The sequence below is a fragment of the Arcicella sp. genome (assembly GCF_964672035.1).
Genome location: NZ_CBABQS010000024.1, coordinates 1 through 26388, shown reverse-complemented (window position 1 = coordinate 26388; position 26388 = coordinate 1). Strand labels below are relative to the sequence as shown.

27 protein-coding genes and 1 riboswitch are annotated in these 26388 nt (G+C 35.9%); of the genes, 15 read left to right on the top strand and 12 right to left on the bottom strand.

What is annotated here, in order from left to right; genetic code table 11:
- Positions 1 to 52: 52 nt before the first annotated feature.
- The 4 genes from plsX to AC1W31_RS09010 form a co-directional block, all read right to left on the bottom strand.
- Entirely contained in the window at positions 53 to 991 is a 939-nt protein-coding gene (gene plsX, locus AC1W31_RS09025) for a phosphate acyltransferase PlsX (protein WP_481734103.1), read from the bottom strand.
- A 242-nt stretch (positions 992 to 1233) separates the two neighbouring features.
- A complete protein-coding gene (gene rpmF / locus AC1W31_RS09020; RefSeq protein ID WP_481734102.1) occupies positions 1234 to 1428 on the bottom strand; it encodes a 50S ribosomal protein L32 in 195 nt (64 codons plus the stop codon).
- Positions 1429 to 1469: 41 nt separating this feature from the next.
- Positions 1470 to 2168 (bottom strand): YceD family protein, encoded by a 699-nt coding sequence (locus AC1W31_RS09015; RefSeq protein WP_481734101.1) that lies wholly within the window; start codon positions 2166 to 2168, stop codon positions 1470 to 1472.
- Positions 2169 to 2385: 217 nt separating this feature from the next.
- On the bottom strand, positions 2386 to 2877 hold the full coding sequence (locus AC1W31_RS09010; protein ID WP_481734100.1) for a Uma2 family endonuclease: 492 nt from the start codon (positions 2875 to 2877) through the stop codon (positions 2386 to 2388).
- Between the two features lie 42 nt (positions 2878 to 2919).
- On the opposite strand from AC1W31_RS09010, the gene AC1W31_RS09005 reads away from it, so the two are divergent.
- Positions 2920 to 5307 carry an ABC transporter permease gene (locus tag AC1W31_RS09005; protein WP_481734099.1) on the top strand — a complete coding sequence of 796 codons (2388 nt, stop codon included), beginning with the start codon at positions 2920 to 2922 and terminating at the stop codon, positions 5305 to 5307.
- 40 nt (positions 5308 to 5347) lie between these two features.
- Here the strand turns inward: AC1W31_RS09005 and AC1W31_RS09000 are convergent, their stop codons facing one another.
- The 3 genes from AC1W31_RS09000 to AC1W31_RS08990 all read right to left on the bottom strand — a co-directional run bounded on the left by AC1W31_RS09000 (position 5348) and on the right by AC1W31_RS08990 (position 11028).
- On the bottom strand, positions 5348 to 8203 hold the full coding sequence (locus tag AC1W31_RS09000; RefSeq protein WP_481734098.1) for a PAS domain S-box protein: 2856 nt from the start codon (positions 8201 to 8203) through the stop codon (positions 5348 to 5350).
- Position 8204: 1 nt separating this feature from the next.
- Positions 8205 to 8744 carry a heme NO-binding domain-containing protein gene (locus tag AC1W31_RS08995; RefSeq protein ID WP_481734097.1) on the bottom strand — a complete coding sequence of 180 codons (540 nt, stop codon included), beginning with the start codon at positions 8742 to 8744 and terminating at the stop codon, positions 8205 to 8207.
- Positions 8745 to 10296: 1552 nt separating this feature from the next.
- The gene (locus tag AC1W31_RS08990) at positions 10297 to 11028 is read right to left on the bottom strand and encodes an LOG family protein (RefSeq protein WP_481734096.1); all 732 of its coding nucleotides are present in this window, start codon (positions 11026 to 11028) and stop codon (positions 10297 to 10299) included.
- 166 nt (positions 11029 to 11194) lie between these two features.
- Between AC1W31_RS08990 and rpiB the strand changes: the two genes are divergently transcribed.
- Entirely contained in the window at positions 11195 to 11629 is a 435-nt protein-coding gene (gene rpiB / locus AC1W31_RS08985) for a ribose 5-phosphate isomerase B (protein WP_481734126.1), read from the top strand.
- Positions 11630 to 11698: 69 nt separating this feature from the next.
- Here the strand turns inward: rpiB and AC1W31_RS08980 are convergent, their stop codons facing one another.
- From AC1W31_RS08980 to AC1W31_RS08965, 4 genes are all read right to left on the bottom strand, one after another.
- A complete protein-coding gene (locus tag AC1W31_RS08980) occupies positions 11699 to 12259 on the bottom strand; it encodes a methyltransferase family protein (protein WP_481734095.1) in 561 nt (186 codons plus the stop codon).
- Positions 12260 to 12310: 51 nt separating this feature from the next.
- Entirely contained in the window at positions 12311 to 13636 is a 1326-nt protein-coding gene (locus tag AC1W31_RS08975) for an ABC transporter permease (protein WP_481734094.1), read from the bottom strand.
- Between the two features lie 62 nt (positions 13637 to 13698).
- On the bottom strand, positions 13699 to 14622 hold the full coding sequence (locus tag AC1W31_RS08970) for an ABC transporter ATP-binding protein (protein ID WP_481734093.1): 924 nt from the start codon (positions 14620 to 14622) through the stop codon (positions 13699 to 13701).
- Between the two features lie 134 nt (positions 14623 to 14756).
- Entirely contained in the window at positions 14757 to 15194 is a 438-nt protein-coding gene (locus AC1W31_RS08965; RefSeq protein WP_481734092.1) for a hypothetical protein, read from the bottom strand.
- 227 nt (positions 15195 to 15421) lie between these two features.
- Positions 15422 to 15661: riboswitch (cobalamin riboswitch) on the top strand.
- Positions 15662 to 15768: 107 nt separating this feature from the next.
- Here AC1W31_RS08965 and AC1W31_RS08960 point away from each other — a divergent pair.
- The 12 genes from AC1W31_RS08960 to AC1W31_RS08905 all read left to right on the top strand — a co-directional run bounded on the left by AC1W31_RS08960 (position 15769) and on the right by AC1W31_RS08905 (position 24053).
- On the top strand, positions 15769 to 17730 hold the full coding sequence (locus AC1W31_RS08960) for a TonB-dependent receptor plug domain-containing protein (RefSeq protein ID WP_481734091.1): 1962 nt from the start codon (positions 15769 to 15771) through the stop codon (positions 17728 to 17730).
- 37 nt (positions 17731 to 17767) lie between these two features.
- The gene (locus AC1W31_RS08955; protein ID WP_481734090.1) at positions 17768 to 18871 is read left to right on the top strand and encodes a YncE family protein; all 1104 of its coding nucleotides are present in this window, start codon (positions 17768 to 17770) and stop codon (positions 18869 to 18871) included.
- A gap of 62 nt (positions 18872 to 18933) precedes the next feature.
- Complete coding sequence (locus tag AC1W31_RS08950; protein ID WP_481734089.1) at positions 18934 to 19515, top strand: DUF6580 family putative transport protein; 582 nt, start codon at positions 18934 to 18936, stop codon at positions 19513 to 19515.
- Positions 19516 to 19658: 143 nt separating this feature from the next.
- Positions 19659 to 20594: an ABC transporter substrate-binding protein gene (locus tag AC1W31_RS08945; RefSeq protein WP_481734088.1), complete on the top strand. Its 936-nt coding sequence runs from the start codon at positions 19659 to 19661 to the stop codon at positions 20592 to 20594.
- A gap of 109 nt (positions 20595 to 20703) precedes the next feature.
- On the top strand, positions 20704 to 21408 hold the full coding sequence (locus AC1W31_RS08940) for a Dph6-related ATP pyrophosphatase (protein WP_481734087.1): 705 nt from the start codon (positions 20704 to 20706) through the stop codon (positions 21406 to 21408).
- Positions 21409 to 21612: a hypothetical protein gene (locus AC1W31_RS08935; protein WP_481734086.1), complete on the top strand. Its 204-nt coding sequence runs from the start codon at positions 21409 to 21411 to the stop codon at positions 21610 to 21612. It begins immediately after the preceding gene.
- A gap of 268 nt (positions 21613 to 21880) precedes the next feature.
- Positions 21881 to 22513, top strand: coding sequence for a peroxiredoxin (locus AC1W31_RS08930; RefSeq protein WP_481734085.1), 633 nt, complete (start codon positions 21881 to 21883; stop codon positions 22511 to 22513).
- A gap of 59 nt (positions 22514 to 22572) precedes the next feature.
- Positions 22573 to 22887 (top strand): thioredoxin family protein, encoded by a 315-nt coding sequence (locus AC1W31_RS08925; protein WP_481734084.1) that lies wholly within the window; start codon positions 22573 to 22575, stop codon positions 22885 to 22887.
- Positions 22868 to 23119 carry a DUF6952 family protein gene (locus AC1W31_RS08920; protein ID WP_481734083.1) on the top strand — a complete coding sequence of 84 codons (252 nt, stop codon included), beginning with the start codon at positions 22868 to 22870 and terminating at the stop codon, positions 23117 to 23119. Before AC1W31_RS08925 ends, AC1W31_RS08920 begins: the two co-directional genes overlap by 20 nt.
- Positions 23120 to 23153: 34 nt before the next feature.
- Positions 23154 to 23360, top strand: a complete 207-nt coding sequence (locus AC1W31_RS08915; RefSeq protein WP_481734082.1) for a cysteine-rich CWC family protein — start codon at positions 23154 to 23156, stop codon at positions 23358 to 23360.
- A gap of 70 nt (positions 23361 to 23430) precedes the next feature.
- Positions 23431 to 23649, top strand: a complete 219-nt coding sequence (locus tag AC1W31_RS08910) for a hypothetical protein (RefSeq protein WP_481734081.1) — start codon at positions 23431 to 23433, stop codon at positions 23647 to 23649.
- Complete coding sequence (locus tag AC1W31_RS08905; RefSeq protein WP_481734125.1) at positions 23580 to 24053, top strand: DUF6169 family protein; 474 nt, start codon at positions 23580 to 23582, stop codon at positions 24051 to 24053. Before AC1W31_RS08910 ends, AC1W31_RS08905 begins: the two co-directional genes overlap by 70 nt.
- A gap of 63 nt (positions 24054 to 24116) precedes the next feature.
- Here the strand turns inward: AC1W31_RS08905 and AC1W31_RS08900 are convergent, their stop codons facing one another.
- Complete coding sequence (locus tag AC1W31_RS08900; protein WP_481734080.1) at positions 24117 to 25220, bottom strand: Mrp/NBP35 family ATP-binding protein; 1104 nt, start codon at positions 25218 to 25220, stop codon at positions 24117 to 24119.
- Positions 25221 to 25388: 168 nt separating this feature from the next.
- On the opposite strand from AC1W31_RS08900, the gene AC1W31_RS08895 reads away from it, so the two are divergent.
- Positions 25389 to 26384 (top strand): Gfo/Idh/MocA family protein, encoded by a 996-nt coding sequence (locus tag AC1W31_RS08895; RefSeq protein WP_481734079.1) that lies wholly within the window; start codon positions 25389 to 25391, stop codon positions 26382 to 26384.
- The last annotated feature ends 4 nt before the right edge of the window (positions 26385 to 26388 follow it).

The following is a 26388-nucleotide window of genomic DNA, read 5'->3' as shown; positions in this document are numbered from 1 at the left end:
ACCGCTTCGGCGAACTATTCATAACTCATAATTTATAACTTACAACTAAAAACTAACGTAATGCTTCTTTAATTTTTTCAGTAACTTTCGATTCAACTACCTTACGGCAAAGATGAACCATATTTTTTACCGCCGTTGCCGACGACGAACCATGAGCGATAATAACATTTCCGTTTACCCCAATTATCGGACTGCCCCCAACGGCTTCGTAATTTGTTTTGTCTAAAAATTCATCTCTAATACCTCTATCTTTCATAATACCGTAGAGAGATTCGCCCATTTTCAAGAGAATATTTCCTGTAAAGCCATCCGTAACAATAACATCGGCTTTTCCCTTGAAAAAATCTTTCCCTTCGATATTACCAATAAAGTTGATGGTTTTATCTTCTTTCATCAGTTTATAGGCTTGTTGAGCGATTAATGAACCTTTTTCTTCTTCTTCACCAATGTTCATCAAAGCTACTCTTGGCGATTCAATATCCATCGTTGCCTTTGCATAAATAGAACCCAGAACACCAAACTGAGCCAGCATTTCGGGTTTCACATCAGCATTTGCACCAATGTCTAAAATTACCGCCAATTTCCCATCAATTTGTGGAGCAAATCCTGCAATTGGTGGGCGTTGAACCCCATCAATGGTTTTTATTGAGAATAAAGACCCGACCATCATCGCTCCGGTATTACCTGCGGAAGCAAATACGTCAATCTCCCCCGTCTTTAAAAGTTTAAACCCAACTCCGATGCTGGAATTGGGTTTAGATTGCAAGGCTCTAACGGGGTGTTCACCCATTTCAATAGTCTCATTTGCTTCAACAATTTCAATGTTTGTACCCTTAAACTTTTGATTATCAAGTATTTGTTGAATATCCTGAACTTTACCAATCAATACGATGGTAAGGTCAGCAGGTGTTTCTTGTGCTGCTAAAATAATTCCCTCAACGATTGCTTTGGGGGCATAATCTCCACCCATTGCATCAATACCTATCTTCATTAATATATTTTTCGGTTAAACGATTTAACCACAAATTTAACGATTAATGAAGTGTTAATCAGTATTTTTTCGTAAAAATAATTAGGCATTAAGATTTGGGGTTAAAAATTATATATGTAACCCATTACTAATCAAAAGTTTATACTTGATTTGGGCATAAACTAAATCAAAAACCTTACAAAAATTAAGGGGTTGGATATTAGTTTATTTCTAATGCCCAACCCCTTAATCTTAACAACTAATTACGCTTGAACAGCATAACCTTCAACAACCATTTTGCCTTTATACATCAAATTACCCTCGAATACGTGAGCACGGTGACGCAAATGGATTTCGCCAGTTGTTGGGTCTGTAGTGATTGTTTTTGGAGTTCCGAAGTCGTGTGAACGTCTTTTATCTCTACGAGTCGTCGAAATTCTGCGTTTAGGATGTGCCATTTCTTTATTTTCTTAATTTATGATTCGTTATTTATTTATTACTAATTTTTGTTCAATTTCATCAAAGCCTCCCAACGTGGGTCAATTGGCTTTTCTACGGTAATTTCAGATTCACTATCTTGACTTTCTACACTCTTCAAAGTTGAATAAACTATTTCTCCTTCATCTTCTGATTCTTGATCGTTGATTTCAAAATTCTCATCGTGATCATCATCTCCAACGTCAAAATCATCATCATCATCGTCCAATTCATATTCATCAAAATCTTCTTCTTCGTATTCGTCTTCAAATTTTTTCATCAGACTTTCATACGTCACTTCATCTTGGGTGAAGCGTGGATGAAGTTTTTTGATAGGAATTTGCAAGCCAATAAAATCAAAAATATCTTGGGCAACATTGATATATTGTGAATTACGATCAATCAACATTAATTCTTCTGTAATTTCTTCATTGTGGTCAGAGAATTTTAAAATCATTTTCTGCGTAATATCCACTGGAAAATCGAAGAGATCAAGACTTCGGTCGCAAGTTAACTCAACACTTCCAGTGATTTTGTACATCATCTGAATCATCGTCTCATTTTTATTGAGAACCACTGTTGCTTTAAAATGTCCTTTTTCAATTAAATTTTGGTCGAGTGCTTCAAAAAAATCATCGTTTCCTTCAAACTCATGCAGATATTGCTTGCTTTCGAGGCGAAAAATGTCAATTTTGAATGTATTTAGGATACTTTTTTGCACAGACTTAATTTTAAAAGACTGCAAAATTAAGTACTTTTTATTAGAAAGAAAAGGAAAGTTTGAATTTAGTTATAAGGGAGAAGTAATGAGTGAGAAGTGGGTGTTCTATTTACGCACAAAAAGTGTCCGGAAACGGACACTTTTTGTTTTTTGATTATTTTCAAATTACTGATAATCAGATAATTATATAATTGGCACAGGTTTGGTTAAACTATTATTAACTAAATATTTCTGCCAAATTTAATTGAATGCCAGTTGCAGAATCTACCAAAATATTGTCATTATTAAAGAAAATATATTTACCTATTTGAGAATGTACACTTACTGCTTTTAAACTTGGCATCACTAACCAGCACGATTGAACTCCTGCAAAGAAATATCTCTCAAATTTGAGTAATATTTCATCGTTTGATTGTGTTGGAGAAACAATTTCGATGGCAGTTAAAGGCATTTTATCAAACGTTATTGAATCATGCGAAAAATCTACCGTCATCTTATGGTAAATTGAAATGTCAGGCACACAATTAGGTCTTTGTGGCATTTCAAGGGTTAATTCTGGAAGAAAAGTAAATTGTTTACGATAGTTAATGTTCAATTCAGTAACAAGATTATTCTGAATATATGAGTGGTTAAGACTTGGCATGGGTTTTCCTCTTTCGGATTCGTAGGCAGTCATCTCTCTTTTTGCCCAATTTTCGATTAATTCCATATTATTTTTATTTTCCTCAAATATACATAAAAATTTAGAGTCATGTTACAAAATTATCTAAAAATAGCCCTACGAAATCTTGTTAAAAACAAGGTGTATTCTTTCATTAATATTGCTGGTTTGGCGGTTGGTATGGCAGTGGCTATGCTCATTGGTTTATGGATGATTGATGAGCTTTCTGCCAACAAACATCACAAAAATTATGAGATACTTTACCAAGTGAAAATGCACCAAACTTTTGATGGACACCGAGGCACACAGGATGCTTTACCTTTTCCAATGGGCGAAGAATTACGAACTAAATATCCTGATTTTAAGGCAGTTGCGATGTCGGATTGGGGAAGTGGACATTCGTTAGCAACGGGTAATCAGAAGTTTAGTAAGGAGGGACATTATCTGGGCGAACAGGGCATTGATATGTTTTCTTTTGAAATTTTGAAAGGGGATAAAAACCCTTTGAAAGAGCCTTATTCAATTGTACTAACGGATGAATTAGCCAAAACAATTTTTGGGGATAAAGACCCCATCGGTATGGTTTTGAAAATGGATAATACTGCCGATTTGAAAGTAACTGCTGTTATAAAAAAACAACCCAAAAGTGCTACTTTTCAATTTGATTATTTGTTGCCTTGGGGTTTGTACATTAAGCTGAATACATGGATGGAAAAGGAGAGTTCAAACTGGGGTAATAATTCGTACCAAGTGTTTGCTCAATTAAAAGAGGGGATAAATCCCGAAAAAACGAATGCTAAAATTGCGAAGGTTGTGTTTGACCATTTTAAGGATAATGCCATGATGCAAAATACGATTAAACCCGAGGTTTTAATTCACCCCATGTCAAAATGGAGATTGTATAATGATTTTACGGATGGCATAAACACGGATGGATTTATTAAATACGTAAAATTATTCGGCATTTTTGGCATAGTAATTTTATTGATTGCCTGTATCAATTTTATGAATTTAAGTACTGCACGTTCCGAAAAAAGAGCTAAGGAAGTAGGCGTAAGAAAGGCAATGGGGTCGGGGCGTGGGGAGTTGATTGGGCAATTTTTGAGTGAGTCTTTGATAATTTCTTTCATCGCTTTGGGGTTTGCCTTGATTATGGTTGAATTTACGCTACCTGCCTTCAACATACTTACTAAAAAAGACGTTTCTCTTCAATTGACAAACCCTATTTTTTGGGTCATCATGTTAGCTTTTACGGTATTTACGGGGCTTTTAGCGGGTAGTTACCCAGCTCTTTATTTATCAGCTTTTAATCCTGTGAAAGTACTGAAAGGGACAATTCGGGTAGGGAAAAGTGCTTCTTTGCCCCGTCAGATTTTAGTGGTTACACAATTTACTTTTTCTATTGCCTTGATGATTGGAACGGTAATTATTTACCAACAAATTCAGTACGGCAAAAATCGCCCAGTTGGTTACGATAATAAAGGCTTACTCACGGTTTTTGGCTCGGCAGAATTAATTAAAAACTATAATCCTCTTCGTAATGAATTATTAGCTTCAGGAGCGGTTTCATCCATTTGCAAATCTTCGTCTCCCCCGTATAATGCTTGGAGTAATAATGCTGGATTTGAATGGAAAAATGCCAAACCCAATGATAAATCTGTGATTTTTAATACCGTTGCCGTAAGTTATGATTACATTAAAACGATGGGGATTAAACTAAAATCGGGGCGAGATTTTTCCACTGATTTTGCCTCGGATTCTGCTGGTATGATTTTGAATGAAGCAGCCGTTGAGCGTATGGCACTTAAAGAACCCATTGGAGAAACGGTAAAATGGAATGGAGATGCACTCAAAGTATTGGGCATAATGCCAAACTTACAGGTGGGTTCGCCTTTTCAGAATATTTCACCGATGGTAGTATATTTTAATATAAATTCGGTAAACTGTTTTTGCATTAGACTAAACCCCAACGTTTCAACCTCGGTGGCAATTAAAAAAATGAACGTAATTTTTGATAAATTCAATCCTGGTTATCCCTTTGATTACCAATTTACGGATGAACAATACGCCAAGAAATTTGAATATTTAGAACTCATCGGTAGTTTATCGTTGTTGGTAGCATTTTTAGCCATTTTTATCTCTTGTTTGGGTTTGTTTGGTTTGGCATCTTTCATGGCAGAACAACGCACCAAAGAAATTGGCATAAGAAAAGTTTTGGGAGCAACAGTAATGAATATTACTGCTTTACTATCAAAAGATTTCTTAAAATTGGTAATTATTTCTATCGTCATTGCTTCACCAATTGCTTATTTTACGATGAAAAAATGGCTGCAAGATTATGAATATCGGATAGAAATTGGGATGGGAGTTTTTGTTTTAGTAATGGTGGTTTCGATTGTAATTGCTTTATTAACAGTGAGTTATCAGGCGATTCGGACGGGCTTGGCTAATCCTGTGAAGTCCTTGCGGACGGAGTAAACAGTTGTCAGTTTCACGACTGACAACTATCATATACTTATTATTGAGTCAGTTTCAGTAATTCTGTTTTCAAAACTGGAATAGAATGCTCAAGTTGTCGTTGAAAATTATGCCATAATTGTGTTAAAACTGCTATATCAATTTCTTCTTTGGCTTTTCTATCTATTTCGTTCATTAATATTTCCATCTCACTCAATCCTACCATACCGAGTGTAGGCTTGAGTTTATGAGTAAGTTGTGCCAAATTATCCAAATCTTTTTGATTAATGAATTGGTCCATCACCACAAAGTCGGGCAAAACATCATCCAAAAATGTTTGAATCATATCGGCAGCATATTCTTTATCATCGCCATAAAGTTGTTTCAATCGGGCATAATCAAGCATCGAACTCGAGTGATTTTGAGGAATAGCAATCTGTTCAACTCGTGTTTTGGCATTCTCCAAATACCGCTGAATAACGTTCAGCAAGTTGTTTGGTGCAAAAGGTTTGGTAATAAAATCATTCATTCCCGTGGCAAGTGCTTTATTTTTTTGGTCGAGCATCGCCGAGGCAGTTAAAGCTATAATTGGCGTATTTTGGTTAAGATTTTTAGTATTCCGAATGGTGATAGTTGCTTCGTAGCCGTCCATATTTGGCATTTGAATATCCATCAAAATAATATCGTAAAGCTGCTTTTGTACTTGTTCAACGGCTTTTTTGCCATCCAATACTATTGTAAAATCTACGTTCCATTTTGTGAGTAAATTAATAATGTATTTTTGATTCATGATGTTGTCTTCTGCCACTAAAATCTTACAGCCTTCAACGCCACTCGGGGCAAATTGAATTTCATTGGTATTTTGTACAACTTCGGTATCGGATTTTTGGAAAGGAAGCAAAAAAGTAAATATTGTTCCTTCGCCTTCTTCACTTTTTACGGAAATCGTCCCTCCCTGCAATTCAACTAATTGCTTAGTAATTGCCAGACCCAATCCTGTACCTTTATGTTTATTGCCTTGGGTGGTGATTTGTTTGAATTTCTGAAATATCAGCTCCAATTTTTCTTGGGGAATGCCAACACCTGTATCAGCAATTTTAAACTCAATCCAAGAAATTCCGTTTATCTCTTTTTTTAATTTAACGGTAATATCAATGGAACCCTCTTCGGTAAATTTCTCAGAATTTCCAATAATATTTAAGAGGGCTTGGTTTAAGATTAAATCATCTCCGATATAAGTTCCAGAAATGCGAGCATCCACCATCAAATTTAATTCAATCGGACGTGCTTCAAGTTTTATTTGAAAAACCCTTTGGTTGGTACGAAGTAAACCTACCAAATCAAAAGGATGATTTTGCACTTCTATTCGTCCTGCTTCAATTTTTGCCATATCAAGTAAGTCGGAAATAAGACTGAGCAAGAAGTCAGCCGATGTTTTAAGAATGTCTAAATATTCGTATTGTTGTTTATTGGGTCGAGTATCGTACAACAAATGCGTCATGCCAATAATGGCATTCAAAGGCGTACGAATCTCGTGGCTCATATTTGCCAAAAACTGTTTTTCAGCCTGACGAGCATCTTCGGCAATTTGTTTGGCCAGTTCCAGTTCCTGTTCGAGTTGTTTTCGTTCGGTAATATCGTAGTGAACTCCCATTGAGCCAACCAACACACCATTTTCATCTAATATTGGAGCACCACTAATAATTGTCCATATTTTACTACCATCTTTTTTATTCAATCTTAATTCGTAAGAAGAAGCACGACCTTTTCCACGTTCTTTATGTTCATCTTCGAGGGTTTTATTAAACTCTTCATCAATAAAAAGTTGTTGTGCATTTTTACCAATTAGTTCTTCTTCGGTATAACCGACCATTTTACAGAAGCGGTCGTAGGCACGAATAATTGTTTGGTTCAAATCAACTTCCATCAAACCAAGTTCCATATTATTCATAATTCCCCGATACTTTTCTTCACTTTTTCGGATAAGTTCCTGCGAAAGATGCTGTTTGGTAATATCGGTATATTCCCAAAGGTGCCCTCGATATTCTCTCTCCAAAAAAATGGGAATATAATCTCTCAGAAAAACCCTACCGTCCTTCAAAATTAATTTTTCTTCCACACAAATTTCTTTCCGAACTAATATTTTATTTATGTTTGCTACAAATTGTTCGGGATTTTCAAATAAATGTTTTGATTGTTCCGCCGATTGTGAGCAATCAACTCCAATTAAATCTTCGGTACTTACTGGAATATTAAAAATTTCGCAAAACAATTGATTAACAAGAATTATTTTGCGATTTTCATCTTCAACTAAAACGCCTTTTTGTAGATTTGTGATGAGCGTCGAGAGTCGAGTCTGGGTTGTTCTTAGTGAATCTTCGGCATTTTTTCGATCCGTAATATCACGGGCTACTGCTACCAGTTCGACCACCATATTATCTATTTCAATGAGTCTTACGGTTTGGCCAATCCACACGATTTCACCTCCCTTGGTAGTTACAGGGAACTCTTTGTAAGTGCTATCGAGCTTTTGCTCAATCATTTTGTAGTAGAATGTAATCAAATCTTTTCGGTATTCAGGTGGCACAAGTTGTTGAAAATGCTTTCCAATTATTTCTTTCTCCGAAAATCCTAAGCGTTTTTTTACTACTGTATTTACAAAAGTAAAAAAGCCATCCACCGAAATTTTGTAAATAATATCCTGGACAGATTCAATAAGTTCTTGGTATTTTTGTTCCGTTTTTTGAAGTTCAGCAACACCTTTCGCTATTTGGCTTTCAAGATTTTCATTGAGATTTAACAGCCGATTGTTGGCTTCATATAACTCCAAAGCTTTTGTTTCCAAAATTTCCTCAGCTTGTTTACGAGCTTTTTGCTCTCGTTCAATTCTGCGTTTGAGTAGTTCTATCTCTTCCATCTTATTTTTTTACAATCACAAATTTAACTGAACTCCCATCATTATTAAGATTTTCCTGAGTTATCAAAGCCTTTTCCCCGTAATGCGCCAAACAGCCCTCAATAAGCCCGTAAGCTAAGTCTGCCATTTTGCGGGCAGAAGTATAATTCATAACCAATGTACTATCATCAGGTTTTGAAATATCAAAATGTGGTAATTCGGCATCTGGATAAAGTTTTTTTACCTCCACGTGAATATAATCATGAATAAAGGCTAAAAACGAAAATGCATCTGGCGCTTTTTCTATAAAATGATGATACGTTTTTGTGAATGTTTCAAATAAATATCCTCCAAAAGCTCGAAGCAAGTCTGGAACAGGAATATTAGATTGATGACTTAAATTAACTACCAAATTTGCCATTTCGGTATGAGAATAAGTTCCAATAGAAGTATAAATACCTCCAGAATCCAACTCAGTATTATTGAGAAGATTATCTACCATTTGATAGCCAAATTTCTTTTCGACCATTTCAAAAAATTCTGTAAAAACGATACCTTTCATAGTGATTTGAAATAAGATAATATACACAAAGCAAGTGAAAATTAAATGTAATAAGTGTGCTAACGTTTAATTTCTATTCAGTAAAATTAAAGATAATTTACCACCCAAATACGAGATAATTACAATATCTGATTTTTTTATAAGAAAGTTAACATTTTATTTAAGTGTGTATAAAATACAATTTATGCGTGCTAATATTTATGTTTTCTTTTAGCATTGTTCTAATAAATTAACAAGCACACTCCTAAATTATTTCAAAAAATATCGCTTTATATCGTAACCTTCTCTCCGTTTCTCAGTTTCCACATTCAAATTAATCAATGCTTTCTTAATAAATCATTGGAGATAAATTGCATTTATCCAGGCAACATTTTATCGGGGAAAAGCAACTATTATTTTCCTTTATTCCCTCATAAATATAGAGCATTTAAACGAGTAAATGCTATTGATAAAATTCAACATTTTAAAATAAAAAACCTGTTTTAACTATATTTATCCTTTTATTGGGTTCGATTCTTTTTCCCCAAAATGACAAAAAGGATGCTGCTCAAATTCAAAAGAAAAAATATTTTACGCAAAAATTTTCCATTCCAATCCGATTAGATGGTATGCTGGATGACAAAGCCTGCTGCAGCATGGGGTAGTGATTTTCTTCAATACCTCGAGCATTATCTAACACGATTGAAATGGATTTATCGGGCATTTGACTTTTTAAATAATACAAGAAAGCTACGATTGCTTGAGTATTTACTGTTGTAAGATTGGTTTGGGAAAGAATTTTTTGGGTTATCGTACTAACATTCCCGATAACAGTTAACCGCTTTATTCCCGCATTAGATTTGATGAATAAACGAATGTTAGACCTCATATTAAATAGAAATACTTCCATGACAAAATGAACAGTATCAAGAAATAAGGAATATAGCGCTCTATTCGTAGCCTTTTAAATGCCTAAATTTAGTATTTCCGTTAAAATAAGTCTGCTGTTTTGGACATCAGCTTTTGAAGGAATATGACCTATTTCTTTACTTAAAATGAAGTCTTCTAAAAAAAAGATTCGACTTCATTTAGAGAGCGTTGAAGACCAGTGAGGAGAGTTCATTCCGTTCTTTGGCTTGACTTAATTCTAAATTCGATAATAATGTCTCTGAATAAACCTCTAATTCTGATTGACCAGCAGCATAATTTTCATATTTCAAACTCTATATTCCAGATTGATTATAAAGTTGAATAAAATTTGATACTTTTTAACGACTCTAACCAACATATAAGCCAATTTAGTATTTAAGATAAATGTAGTGTATTCTTTTTTTGAACAAGAGCCTCAGGATAGTTATACATTTTGTATTTTAGGGGTACAATTTCAGCGTGGATGGTTTAAGCCGTAGGGGAACTATGAGCGTTGTTTTGTTTAGTCGTAACAAAATTGCTCACTTTTAGCTATTTTTAAAATATTGGTATTTATACCACGCAAATTATAGGCAGAAAACCGTTATCGGACATGATAAAATCAATCCTGACAACGGTTTTTACTAAAAAATAATCGCTATTCTTAAAAATTGGGCTTCAATAAATACTTTGCATAAAAGTCATCAATTACTTTTACGGCCTCCGTTGGCGTATCTACCAAAGCTACTAAATTCAAATCATCGGCACCAATATATCCTTGGTCGAGCATGGTTTGTTTAACCCATTCAAATAACCCTCCCCAATATTTCTTCCCAACCAAAACCACGGGAAAACGGGCTATTTTCTTGGTTTGCATCAAGGTTAATGACTCAAACATTTCATCCAATGTTCCAAAACCACCGGGCATAATAATAAACCCCTGCGAGTATTTTACGAACATTACTTTACGCACAAAAAAGTAATCAAAATCGATACTTTTATCTCTATCTATATAATCGTTCGGCTTTTGTTCAAAGGGTAAATCAATATTCAATCCCACCGATTTTCCGCCTTGTAATTTTGCGCCTTTATTACCCGCTTCCATAATTCCAGGACCGCCACCCGTGATCACTCCGTAACCGTGACGAACCAATTTAGCCGCAATTTCTTCGGCCATGATGTAATATGGATTGTCGGGTTTTGTTCTTGCCGACCCAAAGATGGACACGCAAGGGCCAATCTTAGCCAATTTGTCAATTCCTTCCACAAATTCAGACATTACCTTGAAAATTCTCCAAGATTCTTCTGAATGTATCTCCGACCAAGTGTGGTCAATGAATGCTTTTTTGATTTTTTCGTCGTCACTTAACAGTCTCACGCTCTCTCTATCTGTCATAATTATTTATTTGTTGAATAGTTGAAGGAGGAATTGTCAATGATTTATTTAGAATTCAATCATTCAACAATTCCACATTTGTATTTTCCGTACCTTTACGATTATACGGCTTTAAATAACAAAAAAAAACGTTCAATAGTTACAAATACTTACATTTTTTATGGAAATATCAAAAAAAATAGCCATTGGAGGCGACCATGCGGGGTTTGAATATAAAGCAGAATTGATTAAATTATTGACCGCCGAAGGGTACGAAGTTAAAGATTTTGGCCCTTTCAGTACTGCCTCATGCGACTACGCTGATTTTGCCCATCCAGTAGCATCAGCCGTTGAAAATCAGGAATTTAGATTCGGAATTCTTTTGTGTGGAAGTGCCAACGGCGTAGCCATTACCGCTAATAAACACCAAAAAATTCGGGCGGGATTAGCTTGGAATACCGAAGTGGCTGCCTTGGTTCGTTTGCACAATGATGCCAATGTACTTTGTATTCCTGCTCGTTTCGTGACTTTTGAGGAGGCAATCGAAATCACAAACGTTTTTCTGGAAACGCAATTTGAAGGTGGAAGACATCAATTAAGAATTGACAAGATTCCTTGTTAAATAAAAAATGTCGGCAAGCAATTCCATTGTGGATTAAAGCTTGCCGACATTAATTAATAAAATTGCAAATCAAATTCTCGGAATCAACATAGGTACATTTTTCTGATATTCTTCATACTTTTTGCCAAATACACCAACCAATTTTTTCTCCTCAAAATAAATACCAATTCTGATATAAATACTTAAAAATAAGGCAGTTATCAGATAGCTTTCAGTAGCAAAAAAACCAAAACTTCCCCAAATAAATAATAGAATTCCCACGTATAACGGATGTCTAACAAATTCGGATAATCCTTCAGTGGTTAATTCAGGTCGTTTTTTATCCTGAAAATCGGTCCCAATAAATTCCTTTAAATCATAATTTTTGAAGGAAATATACATTACAAATATTCCCGAAAACATCATAATCCCGCCCAATAACTGATTAAAAATCGAATCTTCCATGAGTTTTTTGGAACTCATAGAAATCTGAAAATAGACAATTGGTAGCAACAAAACAATGGCTAACAAATTGTAAATCAGTCGGTAATACTTTACTGAGAATATTTTTTTAACCGCCTCAGAGGCCAACACAGAATGAATAATGCCGTAGCCAATCCATAAAATCCCTAAAATCACTTCGTTTTTCATATAACTAATTTATTGGGGATAATCCTAATCCCTAAAACCTAACCCCTAATTTCACCCTTTATAAAATACCCATTTTGAAATCTCTTTCCAACTTGGTTTTTTGCCGTACATTAAAATTCCCACTCTATAAATTTTTCCAGCCATCCAAGTAGTTCCCATAAAGCCTAAAACCAATAACGAAAACGACAAAGCTATTTGCCAATTCGGAACGCCAAAAGGTAGTCTCACCATCATATCAATCGGTGAAGTAAGTGGAAACATCGAAGCCCAAAATGCCAAATTACTATCGGGGTCTTGGATAATGGCTTGTCCCAAAAAGAAAGAAACCAATATCGGAACCGTGACGGGTAGCAGGAATTGTTGAGCCTCCGAAGCATTTTCAACGGCCGAACCAACGGCAGCAAACAATGAACTATAAATCAAATATCCACCGATATAGAACAAAAAGAAGCAGATGATTAATTTCGCCAAAGAGATATTTTCAACGGTTTGCGAAATGCCAGACAATGGGTTTTTAGCTTTAAAATCACTTTTAAATTTCTCTACTTCTTCTTTATTTACGCCCGTTTTTTGCATGACTTTCACTTTCTGCTCCACTTTTCCAGACATCAAAGAAGTCGTTGCCGTAGAGGCGGTGAAAGTAAGAACTCCCCACAATAAAAATTGCGTGATACCCACCAAACCAACGCCAATAATCTTGCCCATCATCAATTGGAAAGGTCTTACCGACGAAATCATCACTTCAATAATACGGTTACTTTTTTCTTCAATCACACCATTCATTACTTGAGAACCGTATAAAAATGCCGAAATATATAGCACAAAACCAAAAATACCCGCCAAAATCATGGCTCCCGTTGAGCTACTACTTTGCTCTTGGCCATCTTCTTGCAACGTGAAAGTGTCGGAACTAACTTTAACTTTATTATCCTCCAAAACTTTCAAATCAATGTTGGCATTTTTGAGTTTGATATTGCGTAATTCTGCTTGAATCGCCCCTTCAATATCGTGTTGCGTCCCAAAACCGATGCTTTTCTTTCCCACCATTTTCACGCCTTCAGGATTTGTCAGAATGTCTTTAGGAATGTTTACCAAAATATCAGCATCGCTTTTCAACAAGCCTTTTTTGGCTTCTTCAAAAGGCTTGTTAATAAATTTATACGTTAATTCTTCTTCCGATTTGATTTTATTGTTGAACAATCCGCTGTCATCCACAATTTCAATAGTCTTGGTTTCATTTGAATTCAAGGCTAAGTAAACTGGAATGGCATAAACGCCTGCCAACAGAAATGGAACAAGGATTGAAGCAATCCAGAAAGATTTTTTGCGTACCCGTGTTAGGTATTCTCTTTGTATAATGAGTAATATTTTGTTCATATTTGTAGCCCGATGCTTCCGCAACGGAGGTTATATCTTAAGATTTATTTTAGAAAATCGGATTACAACAAATCATTGGCTTCTCCACCGACAACTTTAATGAAAATTTCATTGAATGAAGGAATATTTTCATTAAAAGAGTTTAGTTCAACGTGCTGAATTAAATGATTAATTAACTGGTTTACAGGCATTTCTTGTGTATTACGAATATGCGCTTGTATAATATTATCTTCCAATCTTTTGGTATTCAATACTTCAAAAATGCCGTTTTCAGTGGGTAAATCTCCCGTAAATTGGATGGTGTAAGAATTATCTTTAAAACGATTTTTTACCTCTTTTTTGCCTCCGTGCAATACCACTTTTGATTTATTTATTAAAGCAATATTATCGCACAATTCTTCCACAGATTCCATTCTGTGAGTCGAGAAAATGATGGTTGTACCCCGTTCTTTCAATTCCAAAATTTCGTCTTTCAATAAATTTGCATTGATGGGGTCGAAACCCGAAAAAGGTTCGTCCAAAATGATTAGTTTAGGTTCATGAACAATGGTAGCGATGAATTGTGTTTTCTGTTGCATCCCTTTTGAAAGGTCTTCCACATTTTTATCCCACCATTCTTTAATGTCAAATTTAATAAACCAACGTTTTAGTTTTTCGAGTGCTTCGGCTTTTTTCATGCCTTTCAACTGGGCAAGATATAAAAGTTGTTCGCCGACTTTCATTTTTTTATAAAGTCCACGTTCTTCGGGCAAGTAGCCGATGTCTTCAATGTGTTTGGGTTGGAGTCGTTCACCGTTGAGCATAATTATTCCTTCGTCAGGTGCGGTGATTTGGTTGATAATTCTGATGAGCGAAGTTTTGCCCGCTCCATTGGGACCCAATAACCCAAAAATAGAACCTTGAGGAACTTCAATACTGACATCATCTAAGGCGGTGTGTTCGGAATAGCGTTTAACAACGTGCTGAGCTTCTAAGATATTTGACATAATTATAAGTTTTGGTTTTTTGTAGTTGGTTTGAGAACCATATTAGCCCCCGAATCGTCACACAAAACAAAGAGCGTTTGTCAAAAATGATTTAGATTTTTGACAAACGCTCTTTTTAGCTTGATAACCGGCAATTATTCTGAGTCTGTAATAGGCTCAACTTCAGGAGTCACTGGTTTTGAAGCGGGTTTATTCTTTGAAGTGCTTTTTTTAGTAGGAGCTGGTGTTGCTACTTTTGCTTTGGGTGCAGCGGCTGGCTTGGGAGATGAAGAAGTTTTATCGTTGGTTACGATGGAAATTTTAGCATTCAATGCTGCTTTTTCAGCCGCCTTTTCTTTCGCTTTTGCCACTTTTTTCGCTTTTGCTACTAATTTTTTTGTCGCTTTAATGGCATCTTTTTCTTGATCCTCTTCTTCGTCTTTTTGCAATTTTGCAAATTTCTTTACGATATCCTTAGAACATTCATCAACGGCTTTCACTAATTTTTTAGCGCTTTTTGCGTTCAATCCGTGCAATTTTCCTAAAATTACTGCCGATATGTCATTTGAGAGACTTCTGTTATCTGATTTCATTATCAATATTATTTAAATGTTAAGAGAATATTATTTTTGTGACAACGAATGTAGGGATAAGGTTTAACTCAAAAAAATTTTTTGTGTTAAGTTTTTAAGAAAAGTCTGTAAACTTTAGGTTCATTATTCAATAATTTGACCTTGAATAATACAATGTTGCAAAACTTTATCTTGATAATTTTTCCAATAATTTTGATGGCAAATTATAATCTTTAAATTTTCCCACTACCTTTGCAACAGTTTATGGTGCTTTCTATTCGTTATCAAACGAATTTAACGCTTAATAGGGAAATCGGTTCAATGCCGATACTGTCCCCGCAACTGTAAGTTTTATAAAGTCATTACCATGCTTCAATAACCACTGGAAAGAATTGATAATTATCAATTATCAATTATCAATTAAACTCTGGGAAGGTTTAGGTAATGATAAAACGAGTCAGGAGACCTGCCATTGAATCATTCTTGATTTTTGTTTACGGAAGATGAACACAATCGAGCGTTAGAATTTCTCTTTTTATTTTCTTGGTCAATTTCAGCGGTACTTCCGTCGGTCAAGGCTTAACGAATTTTTGTTATGTCTCTTGTCGTGTATTCTGTGCGTTATCGAATTTTATTTTCATTATTGGGTCTGGTTTTACCCCTGTTTGGCTACGCCCAAGAAATTGCCAACAAGCAAATTGATGAAGTAAAAGTGATGGGTTTTGCCACTGAACACTTTATGGCGGGTTTGAAAGTGCAAAAAATAGACTCGGCAACTTTAGCCAGATTTCAATTCCAAACCTTAGCCGATTTCTTGCAATTTCAATCACCAATTGCTTTTAAAAGTTACGGTTCTGGACAATTAACAAGCATTTCTTTTCGTGGAACTTCGGCAATGCATACTGCGGTACTTTGGAATGGACTCAATATCAATAGCCCAATGGCGGGACAAATGGATTTTTCCACCGTTCCAGTGTTGGGTTTCGACGAGATGTCAATTCAATATGGTTCAGCCGCCAGTTGCGTAGGTACGGATGCGGTTGGTGGAAGTATTTTGTTGAGTTCCGTTCCGAAATGGAAACAAAAAGGCACGAATTTCACCGTTGGCGGTCAGTACGGAAGTTTTGATAATTATAATGGACAAACGGGTTTGAGATTTGTAAAAGTCAGTAAATCGGGCTTACAGTTTTCGGGAAAAACCTTATTGTATGGAAGTCAATATAACAACCATTTCAACGCAACCGAACGAACCGACAACACCGGGAGAACTTACCCGATTGAGCCATCAGAAACTGCCCAAAAAGGATTCATTCAAGATTTATATTTGAAGAAAAAGAATGGAAATACGCTTTCTTTAAATATCTGGGTGACCGATAATAAATTGGCCATCCAGCCCGATGTGATTGCTTTTCGGGAAATTACGCAAAGCAAAGCCTACCGTGTTTTATCAGCTTACCAATTTGGCAATACCAATGTAAAAGCTGGTTTTATCAAAGATATTTTGGATTACGGAACGGGCGATTTTTTAACGCCAAGTCATTCAGAAACAGATAGATACATTGCTCGTGCCGAACACGAATTTTCTATAAAAAAGAAAGATTCCTTCCAACAAACTTCCTTGAGAATTGGCGCTGAATTTGTGCATTACATCGCCAAAGTTGATGGTTATGGTGGTGGCTCAATCACCGAAAGCCGACAAGATATTTTTGCTTTATTACGTCAACAATTTACCCAAAAACTAACTGCTTCGTTAAATCTTCGTCAGGCGTTTTCAACTCGTTATGTTGCTCCGTTTACGCCCTCTTTTGGCTTAGAATATGCGGTAATTTCAAACGAAAAAACACAAATCAAATTAACAGGAAATATTGCTAAAAGTTATCGTTTGCCAACGCTCAATGAACGCTATTGGAAAGTATTGGGCAATCTCAATATTCAACCTGAAAGTGGATTGAACAAAGAAATTGGAGCGAATTGGAAACAAGTTATTTCTACGAATCTCAATGCTTCATTAGGCGTAAATGTTTATCATAATTTGATTGATAATTGGACGTATTGGAATCCCGATAAAGGCTACCGAGTAGAGAATTTACAGCAAGTATTGAGTCAAGGATTTGAAATAATGGGTAGTGCTAAATATTTAAAAGACAAAATGTTGGCGGGCGTATCGGCTACTTATGCTTACACCGATGCATCTCAGCAAAAAGTCTATGATGTTTATGCCGTTGATATTATTGGCAAGCAATTAATTTACGTTCCCTTACACACGCTCACGGGAACGGCATACGTGGGCAAAGGCGATTGGTCATTGAATGTTCAAGGGCTTTATAATTCCGAACGCTATATCACTTTTGACCATTCAGGGCGACCATTTCCGTCGTACTTTATCGTAAATAGTACAGTTTCGGGCAAAATTCATATCGGCAAAATTCAAAGTAATCTTATTTTCCAAGTCAATAATTTGACGGATACCGTTTATCCGAGCGTTAGAAAAAATGCGATGCCAGGGCGTAGTTTTTCTTTGGGCTTGGTGTTTTCGGGGAATGGTTTCAATAAATAAAATTCAATAATTTTCATTCATATAAATCAATACAATAATGCAGTTTAATACTATTAATATACGTTCATTAGCCGCTTGTGCTTTAATTTTAGGGCTAAATGCTTGTAAATCAACTTCTGAGCCAGAGCCTTCTCAACCTTACGATACAGGCGTTTTTGTGATAAACAGAGGGAATTTCTTCGATAATAATGGTTCAATTAGTTTGATAAATTCGACGACAAAAGCGCTTAGTTTTGATATTTTTCAAACAGAAAATGTTAATTCTTTGGCTGGTGGCGTAAGTGATTATGCTGAAATAGATGGCAAAGGAATTATTTTGGTAGATAACGCTACGGCTGGAAAAGATGCAATCGAAATTGTGAATGCCCGTACGTTTAAATCGGTGGCAAAAATTCCTTCGAGTGATCTTGAAAACCCTCGCTATGTAGCAAAAGCAGGAACCAATAAAGCCTACGTAACGTGTTGGGATTCCTTCAATGCTGATTATTCATACAAGCCTGGCTACGTTTTGGTAATTGATTTAACGACTAATAAAGTAATTAAGAAAATTGCTGTACAGAAAGGTGCAAATAAATTATTGGTTGTTGGCAATGAAGCGATTGTAGCCACGACAACTTATAGCGATGCAACGACTATTTCAATCATTGATACGCAAGCCGATGCTATTAAACAAACTGTTGAAATAGGATATGAACCCCAATTAATTGGTGCGGATGCCAATGGAAAAATATGGCTTTATGCGGATGGAAAATTTGTAAAATTCAACCTAATCTCGAAAGCGGTGGAAAGTCGTATTGCCTTTGCTTCACCAAGTAGCATAAAATCGGCAGGAAGTTTTACTTTCAATAAAGAAAAAACGGCTATTTTATTTGCCTATTCTTACGCTGATGCTGCCGATAATTATAAGCAAAAAGGAGAAACATACAGTTTTGGCATCAATGATTCAAGTGTTTTAACTACTAAGCCTGTCATTAATAAAGTATTTTCTGGATTAACTACTGACCCAAATACTGGGAATATTTATGCGGGATTTTCTCCATCACTTAAGCAAGCAGGTTACGTTTTCCGTTACCAAGCCAATGGAACATTAATTGATTCTTTAAAGGCTGGAATCGGTCCAGAAGGCTTTTTATTCAAATAAACTAAATAAAAAAAGATTAGCTGAATTTTTAATATTCAGCTAATCTTGAAAATTTTAAATAGATGAAACAGACATTAAATCCCCGTTTTTTAACCTTGCTTTGCTTCATTTTAGCAATCGCTTTATTACGAATTACCAATGCTGCTCAACTGACACCATTTGCCAATTATACGCCAATCGGTGCATTGGGATTATTTGGCGGAGCGTATTATTCGAGTCGATGGAAAGCTTTTGCCTTGCCAATTCTCACGCTTTTAGTGAGCGATTTGGTGATAAATAAAGTCGTTTTTCAAGGAAAATACGGAGCAATGTACGATGGTTGGTACTGGATTTACGGAATTTTTGCCCTAATCGTTTTATTCGGAAAGGTAATTCTTCAAAAAATAAATGTTCAAAATGTGATTTTGGCGGCAATTATTGCCTCGGTTTTGCATTGGGTTTTGGCAGATACAACCGTTTGGATTGGTGGCGGAACAGATTTAAGAACCATGCTTCCATTCAGCCGTGATTGGGCTGGTTATGTACAGTGTTTAACGCAAGGATTTCCGTATATGAAAAACTTTTTAGTCGGGACATTGGCATATAGTGGGTTAATGTTTGGTGCATTTGAATTGTTGCAAGTACGATTTCCAAAATTAGCTTAGTTTCGATGTATGATGTTCGATGTTTGGTCTTCTTCCGAAAATCGAATACCGAACATCAAACACCGAATATCAAACATCGAGCAACGAAAATCGAACATCGAGACCAAACATCGGACAACGAATAACAAAAATCCAAAAACAATATGAAAGCCGTTTCTTTCCTTCCTGCCGCCACGCAAATGATTTACGACATGGGTTTGCAAGACCTTTTGTATGGCGTAACTTTTGAATGTCCCGAGAAATCACGGGCTGATAAACAGATTTTGGTTCGTTGCGTATTGGAAGGAAAAGATTATTCGAGTGAAGAAATTGACCGTATTTTTTCCGCTTCAAAAGCCCAAGGGAAAAGCCTTTATTACGTAGAAGAAGATAAATTGCAAGCCATCGCTCCCGATATTGTCATCACGCAAGACGTTTGTGAAGTTTGCCAAATTGACACCAAATGTACCCAAGCGGTCATTGATAATCTTGAAAAAACACCCATCATCATTACACTAACACCCCAAAGTTTGACTGATGTATTTCAGTCTGCCATCACAATTGCTTCGGCACTGGGTCGAGAAGAAGCCGCTTTTCATTATTTGGCGAAACTTCAACATCGTATTGATACCGCCATTGACGTACTCCGAGAATATCGGGCTTTGCCGAAGCGAGTGATGTTGATGGAATGGATTGAACCAATTTATAACTGTGGACACTGGATTCCGCATCAAATTGCGTATGCGGGTGGAACGGATATGTTGGGAAATCCTTCGGGAGATAGCATTGTGACTTCCTGGGAAAAAGTAGTAAAATATGACCCAGAAGTTTTAGTCATCGCTCCTTGCGGTTTTGAAACCAAAAGAAGTCTGGAAGAATTACACCTATTAACCTCAAAAAAAGGTTGGCAGAATCTGCAAGCGGTTCAAAATAAATTGGTTTATATCCTTGATTATGATTTGTTTACCCAACCAAGTGCTTCGACCTTAGTAAATGGTATCGAAATTTTGGCGGCATTATTTCACCCTACACTCTTTAAAATTCCCGAGTCGCTGAAGCATAAAGTTTATGCTATTTTCGATGAGATTTCGGTTGAATGATAACGCATCACTCAATTAAATTTTCCTCTAACTTGTTGGTTAGTCTGTTGCGTAAGTGTCAGACCAAATTTTATTTCCAATAAATATTATTTCTGTTATCTCTACTCAAATGCAAAAAAGAGCCTTAATGAATTGGTCGGGAGGAAAAGATTCAGCCCTCTCGCTATATCATATTCTGAAAAATAAAGAATACGAAGTTGAATATTTATTGACTTCCTTGAATGATTCCTTCAAGCGAGTTTCGATGCACGGTGTTCGGGAAGAATTGCTCGACCAACAAGCCGAAAATATCGGTATTAATTTGATAAAATTACGTTTGGCAGAAACTGTTTCGATGGAAGAATACCAAGCGAAAATGGCAGAAACCATGCAGCCTTTGATTGATACAGGCATTGAATACTCCATTTTTGGCGATATTTTCTTGGAAGATTTGCGTAAACATCGGGAAGAACGATTAGCGGAAGTCGGCATGAAAGGAGTATTCCCCATCTGGAAACGTCCTTCTTTGGAATTATTGGATGAATTTTGGAATTTAGGTTTTAAAACAATTGTCGTTGCCATCAACGGAAATCATTTGGATAAATCATTTTGCGGCAGAATTCTCGACCGTGATTTTGTCAAAGATTTACCCAAAACCGTTGACCCTTGTGGAGAAAATGGCGAATTTCATACCTTCGTTTTTGAAACGCCTTATTTCAAAAATCCCATTAAATTTGACATTGGCGAAACGGTTGATAAAACCTACAATTTCAAAAATTCGGATGGAGACGATTTGACTTCCACCTACTTTTTCACAGATTTAATTCTTAAATAAATGGACTTAATTTGCTCGTGGTCGGGCAGAAAAGAGTCATTTTTTGCTTTGATACAAATGAATCAGCAAGCAATCATTTTATTGAATGCTCCGAATGAAATCGAGAAAATCAGCCACTCATACAATTTATATACAAGTATTTTGCACGCCCAAATCAAATATCAGATTATCCATATTTCACAAACTCAATTGACAGAATTTTAGGTAAGAAAAGAGTAATGAAAGAGGTTATAATTTCTTAAAGTTGATGAGTATAACAAAAAATTAAAAATCGCTAAAATTGTACTATTAGAATATTTTAATTTTATCCACTTTTAATACAAAGTAATAAAAAATGCCTATTGATGTATTTTGAACTATTAAAAGAACTTGCTATAACATTTTAATAAACCTTACAACATAAGAACATTTTGTATTTTTCCGTGTTATTTCTAAATAATGTAATTTTAAAATAACCTTAAAATAAAATACAATGTCATTAGTAGGGAAAAAATATCCTTCGTTTTCAGCAGGTGCTGTAATTGATGGAGAAGAAATTGTTGAAAACTTCAGTTTAGACCAATATCTTGGAAAGAAGCATGTTATATTTTTCTTTTATCCAAAAGATTTCACTTTTGTTTGTCCAACAGAAATCCATGCTTTTCAAGAGAAATTAGCAGAATTTGAGAAAAGAAATACGGTTGTAGTCGGTTGCTCAACTGATACTGAAGAAACACATTTGGCTTGGTTAAATATGCCAAAAGAACACGGTGGAATCCAAGGAGTTACGTTCCCAATCGTAGCGGATTCTTCCAAAACAATCTCGATGAATTTTGGTGTCTTAGGGGGTGAATATTCTTTCAATAACGAAACAAGAATGTGGTCGTTTAATGGCGCTCCAATCGCTTTCAGAGGCACTTTCTTGATTGACCAAGATGGAATTGTTCGTCATGAATCAATCAATGATTTTCCTTTGGGACGTAACATTGATGAATATTTGCGTTTATTAGATGCACAAATCCACGTTGAAAAATATGGTGAAGTTTGTCCAGCCAACTGGGAAGAAGGTGAAACAGCGATGGTAGCAACGACAGCCGGCGTTGCAAGTTATTTTTCACAAAACTAAAATGGTTGTGAGCTTTGAGATTAGATTCTTAGAGTTCACAACTCAAAGCAAAAAAAATCATGTTAATAGAATTAGAACAAGATAATTTACAAGAAATCATTGCTCAACACGAGTCGGTGATGGTGCAATACTCGGCCGTTTGGTGTGGTAATTGCCGTTTGATGAAGCCAAAATTTAAAAGAATGGCTAACGAAAATGAAGGAACAACTTTCATTATTGTGGATGCTGAAAAATTTCCAGAATCAAGAAAATTGGCCTCTGTAAACAATTTGCCTACGTTTGCTGGTTTTAAAGGTGGCGTTTTAGTGAATCAAGTACAGACAAATAAAGAAGATCAATTAAAATCCCTTTTCAATGAAATTACCCTTAATTAAACAAATTCAGCGTACTTGCACGGTTGAAGAAATTGAAACAGCAATTAAAGTGCTTGAAATGACCGCTGAAGCGCCATCGTTGAAATCGGAAGAAGAAGATGTAATTGGCGAGTTAATTTCCAATTATTGTGGGGCATTAGATGTTCATCTAATGGTGGCTGACGGAATGTTAGAAAAAGATGCTTTGAATGCTTTTATGAAGAAAGTATTAGGGTCTATTGATAGAGTTTAGCGACTATTTTTGTAATTTATGGTAATAACTCATCATGGAAAAACACGCTCCCGATTCTTGCCCGAGATGTGGCGAAATATTCGTTTGTAAGGTCAATAATATCTTACAATGCGATTGTATGAAGGCCGTTCTGACTAAAGCTGAAACGGAGTACATTGCCAATATTACCCAATGGGAATATGATGGTAATTGTCTGTGCAATAAGTGTTTAGAGGAGTTGAAGAAAGAGATTTCAAAGTAAATAATTGACTTTTGGATTGAATTTTGCCATTCCCTTATTTGTTGATATATTTGTAAAAACATACATCATTATGACAAACAAAGAAAAATACGAAATGTGGCGAAATATAGCTGCTTCGATGGTGGAAGAAAAGAAAGCATTTTTAGATAGCAATGTTCAAAAAATGTTTAATGATGACCAAACAGTAAAAACAAATGATGTCAAGTCTAGAAAACTTAAATCCTTACGATTACAAGCAAGTTACCTTACGATTACAAGCAAGTTAATGATAAAGATTATAGATTTTTAAACACTGACGAAGTCGAGTATCAAGTTTATTTTTCTGACGGTTCTGGATATTTTGAACATCATGCTTTTGCTAACTGTGTAGAAATTTTTGGTTTTAGACCTTTATCAGATTCGTATTCAAATTATGATAAAAGAGTTGCCGAAACAGTTGTTTGTATTTTAACAAAATATTTGGTCAAAAACGAGTTTATTATTACGTTTGTGTGTGATGAAAAAGACAAAAGGCAGGCAAACCGAAGTCGTTTATTTAATTTACGGTTTAATAAATACAATGACGATAGTTTTGAAAAGATTGATTTAGTTTTCGAAGAACATACTTACGTTTCCGCAATTATTGCTAATAATAATCCATTTTACATAGATTTTAAACACAACTTTCCTAATTTAGGAGAGGAATATAAATAAAAAAAGGAAGATTCCGTTCAATGAGAATCTTCCTTTTCTGTTAATTACTGATTCATATATGATTTATACTCTCACCTGCACAGGCGTTGTTTTCTCTTTTGTCGCATTTCTTATCGCCACTTGTTGAGCCAATAATTCTGCTGCATTTCTGAAAATTTCCGCTACCATTCCTTCCGACATTACCGCTGGGCGACCGGCATCTCCCGCTTCACGAATGCCTTGAACAATGGGAATTTCTCCTAATAATTCCGTTTCGTATTTGATGGCTAAATTTTTGCCGCCATCTTTTCCAAAGATATAATACTTATTATCAGGTAATTCTTCGGGCGTGAAATATGCCATATTTTCAATTACTCCTAAAACAGGCACGTTAATCTGTGGCTGTCTGAAAAACATCAAACCTTTCGTAGCATCTGAAAGGGCTACTTTTTGTGGCGTTGTTACGATAACCGCCCCCGTTACTGGCACTAATTGTACCAAAGAAAGGTGAATATCTGACGTTCCTGGCGGTAAATCAATCAATAAATAATCTAATTCTCCCCAGTGTGTATCGCTAAAAAATTGACGTAAAGCCTGCGTTGCCATGGGACCTCTCCACGGCACAGGATTATCTTGAGGAGCCAGAAAACCCATCGAAATCATCTTAATTCCGTACTGCATGATGGGCTGAATCATATTTTTGCCATCCATTTGGCTAACCATTGGTTGCATATCCTCCGCACCAAACATTACAGGAATGGAAGGTCCTGAAATATCCGCATCAATAATTCCAACCTTTGCCCCCGATTGTTTTAAAGCCATGGCTAAATTGGCAGTAACGGTAGATTTTCCAACACCACCTTTGCCCGAAGCGATGGCAATGATATTTTTAACGTTTGGAAGTAAAGTTCCACCCATTCGTGAAGACGTAACGTTGGAACTCATATTGACAACAACGCTCAAATCTGCATTTACAAGCGTATGAATAGCCTCGGTACATTCCTTACGAATTCTTTCCTTTAAAGGACAAGCGGGAGTCGTTAAAACAACGGTGAAACTAACGCCACCCTCGCTCAACTCAATGTCCTTGATCATGTTAAGCGTTATCATATCTTGTTTCAAGTCTGGCTCTTGAACAGTTGATAATGCTTTGATAATATCTTCTTTTGTTATTTTTAAATCACTCATGGTTTTTTCATTTGGCAATCGGCTTTTTGCATTCAGCAAAAGTCAATAATTTTTCTGGTGCAAAGATACGGCTGAAATTTGTTTGAGGATAGTAAAATAAAAAGACAAGGATAAATCTTTCTCTATTTTTTCCTAATTTCGCAGCGTTAATTAACCTAAAATAACACGATGAATAATCCTAATCCCACCCGTTGGGGCATTCTTGCTTGCGGGAAAATAGCCGAAAAATTTGCCGATGATTTAGTCGCTCACGTACCCGATGGGGTCGTATATGCGGTAGCTTCACGAGATTTGATGAAAGCGCAAATTTTTGGGCAGAAATATGAGGCAACCAAAATCTTTAACAGTTATCAAGAATTGGTGGATTGTCCAGAAGTAGATGTGATTTATATCGCTTCGCCTCATGCCCTTCACTACGAACATACTTTATTGTGCTTGGAAGCTGGGAAGGCCGTTTTGTGCGAAAAAGCCTTTGCCATTAATACAACCATGGTGCAGGAAATGATTGCGAAATCGAAGGAGAAAAATCTATTTTTGATGGAAGCTATCTGGACGAGATTTCACCCTGCCATTGCTCAAACCTTGGAAATTATTCAGTCAGGACAAATTGGTGATATTGTTCATATCGTGGCAGATTTCGGTTTCAAGGCAGTTTATGACGAAGAGGCACGACTTTTTAATCCATCACTGACGGGCGGAGCTTTGTACGATATTGGTATTTATCCTCTTTTTATCAGCAAATTAATCTTAGGAAATCCCAAAGAAATGAAAGCCGTTGCCACTTTTGCTCCTACGGGCGTTGATAGCAATACTTCTTTATCTTTAAGTTACGAAAATGGTGCAACGGCTTCACTTTTTTCAACTTTAAATGCCCAAACGGATACGACTTGCACGATTTACGGTTCGAAAGGAAAAATATTGCTGCACGGACGTTTCCACGAAACCAAAGGCTTAACTTTGGAAATTGGAGGACAAGAAACTCAAACTTTTGAGACGGAAAGATTGGGGCATGGCTATTCGTACGAAGCGCAAGAAGTACAACGTTGTTTGAAATTAGGCAAAATAGAAAGTGATAAATTACCTTTGCAATTTAGCTTAGAATTAATGGAATTGCTTTGTGAAATTCGTCAGCAAATTGGCTTAGTTTATCCGCAGGAGGTGTAAGTAA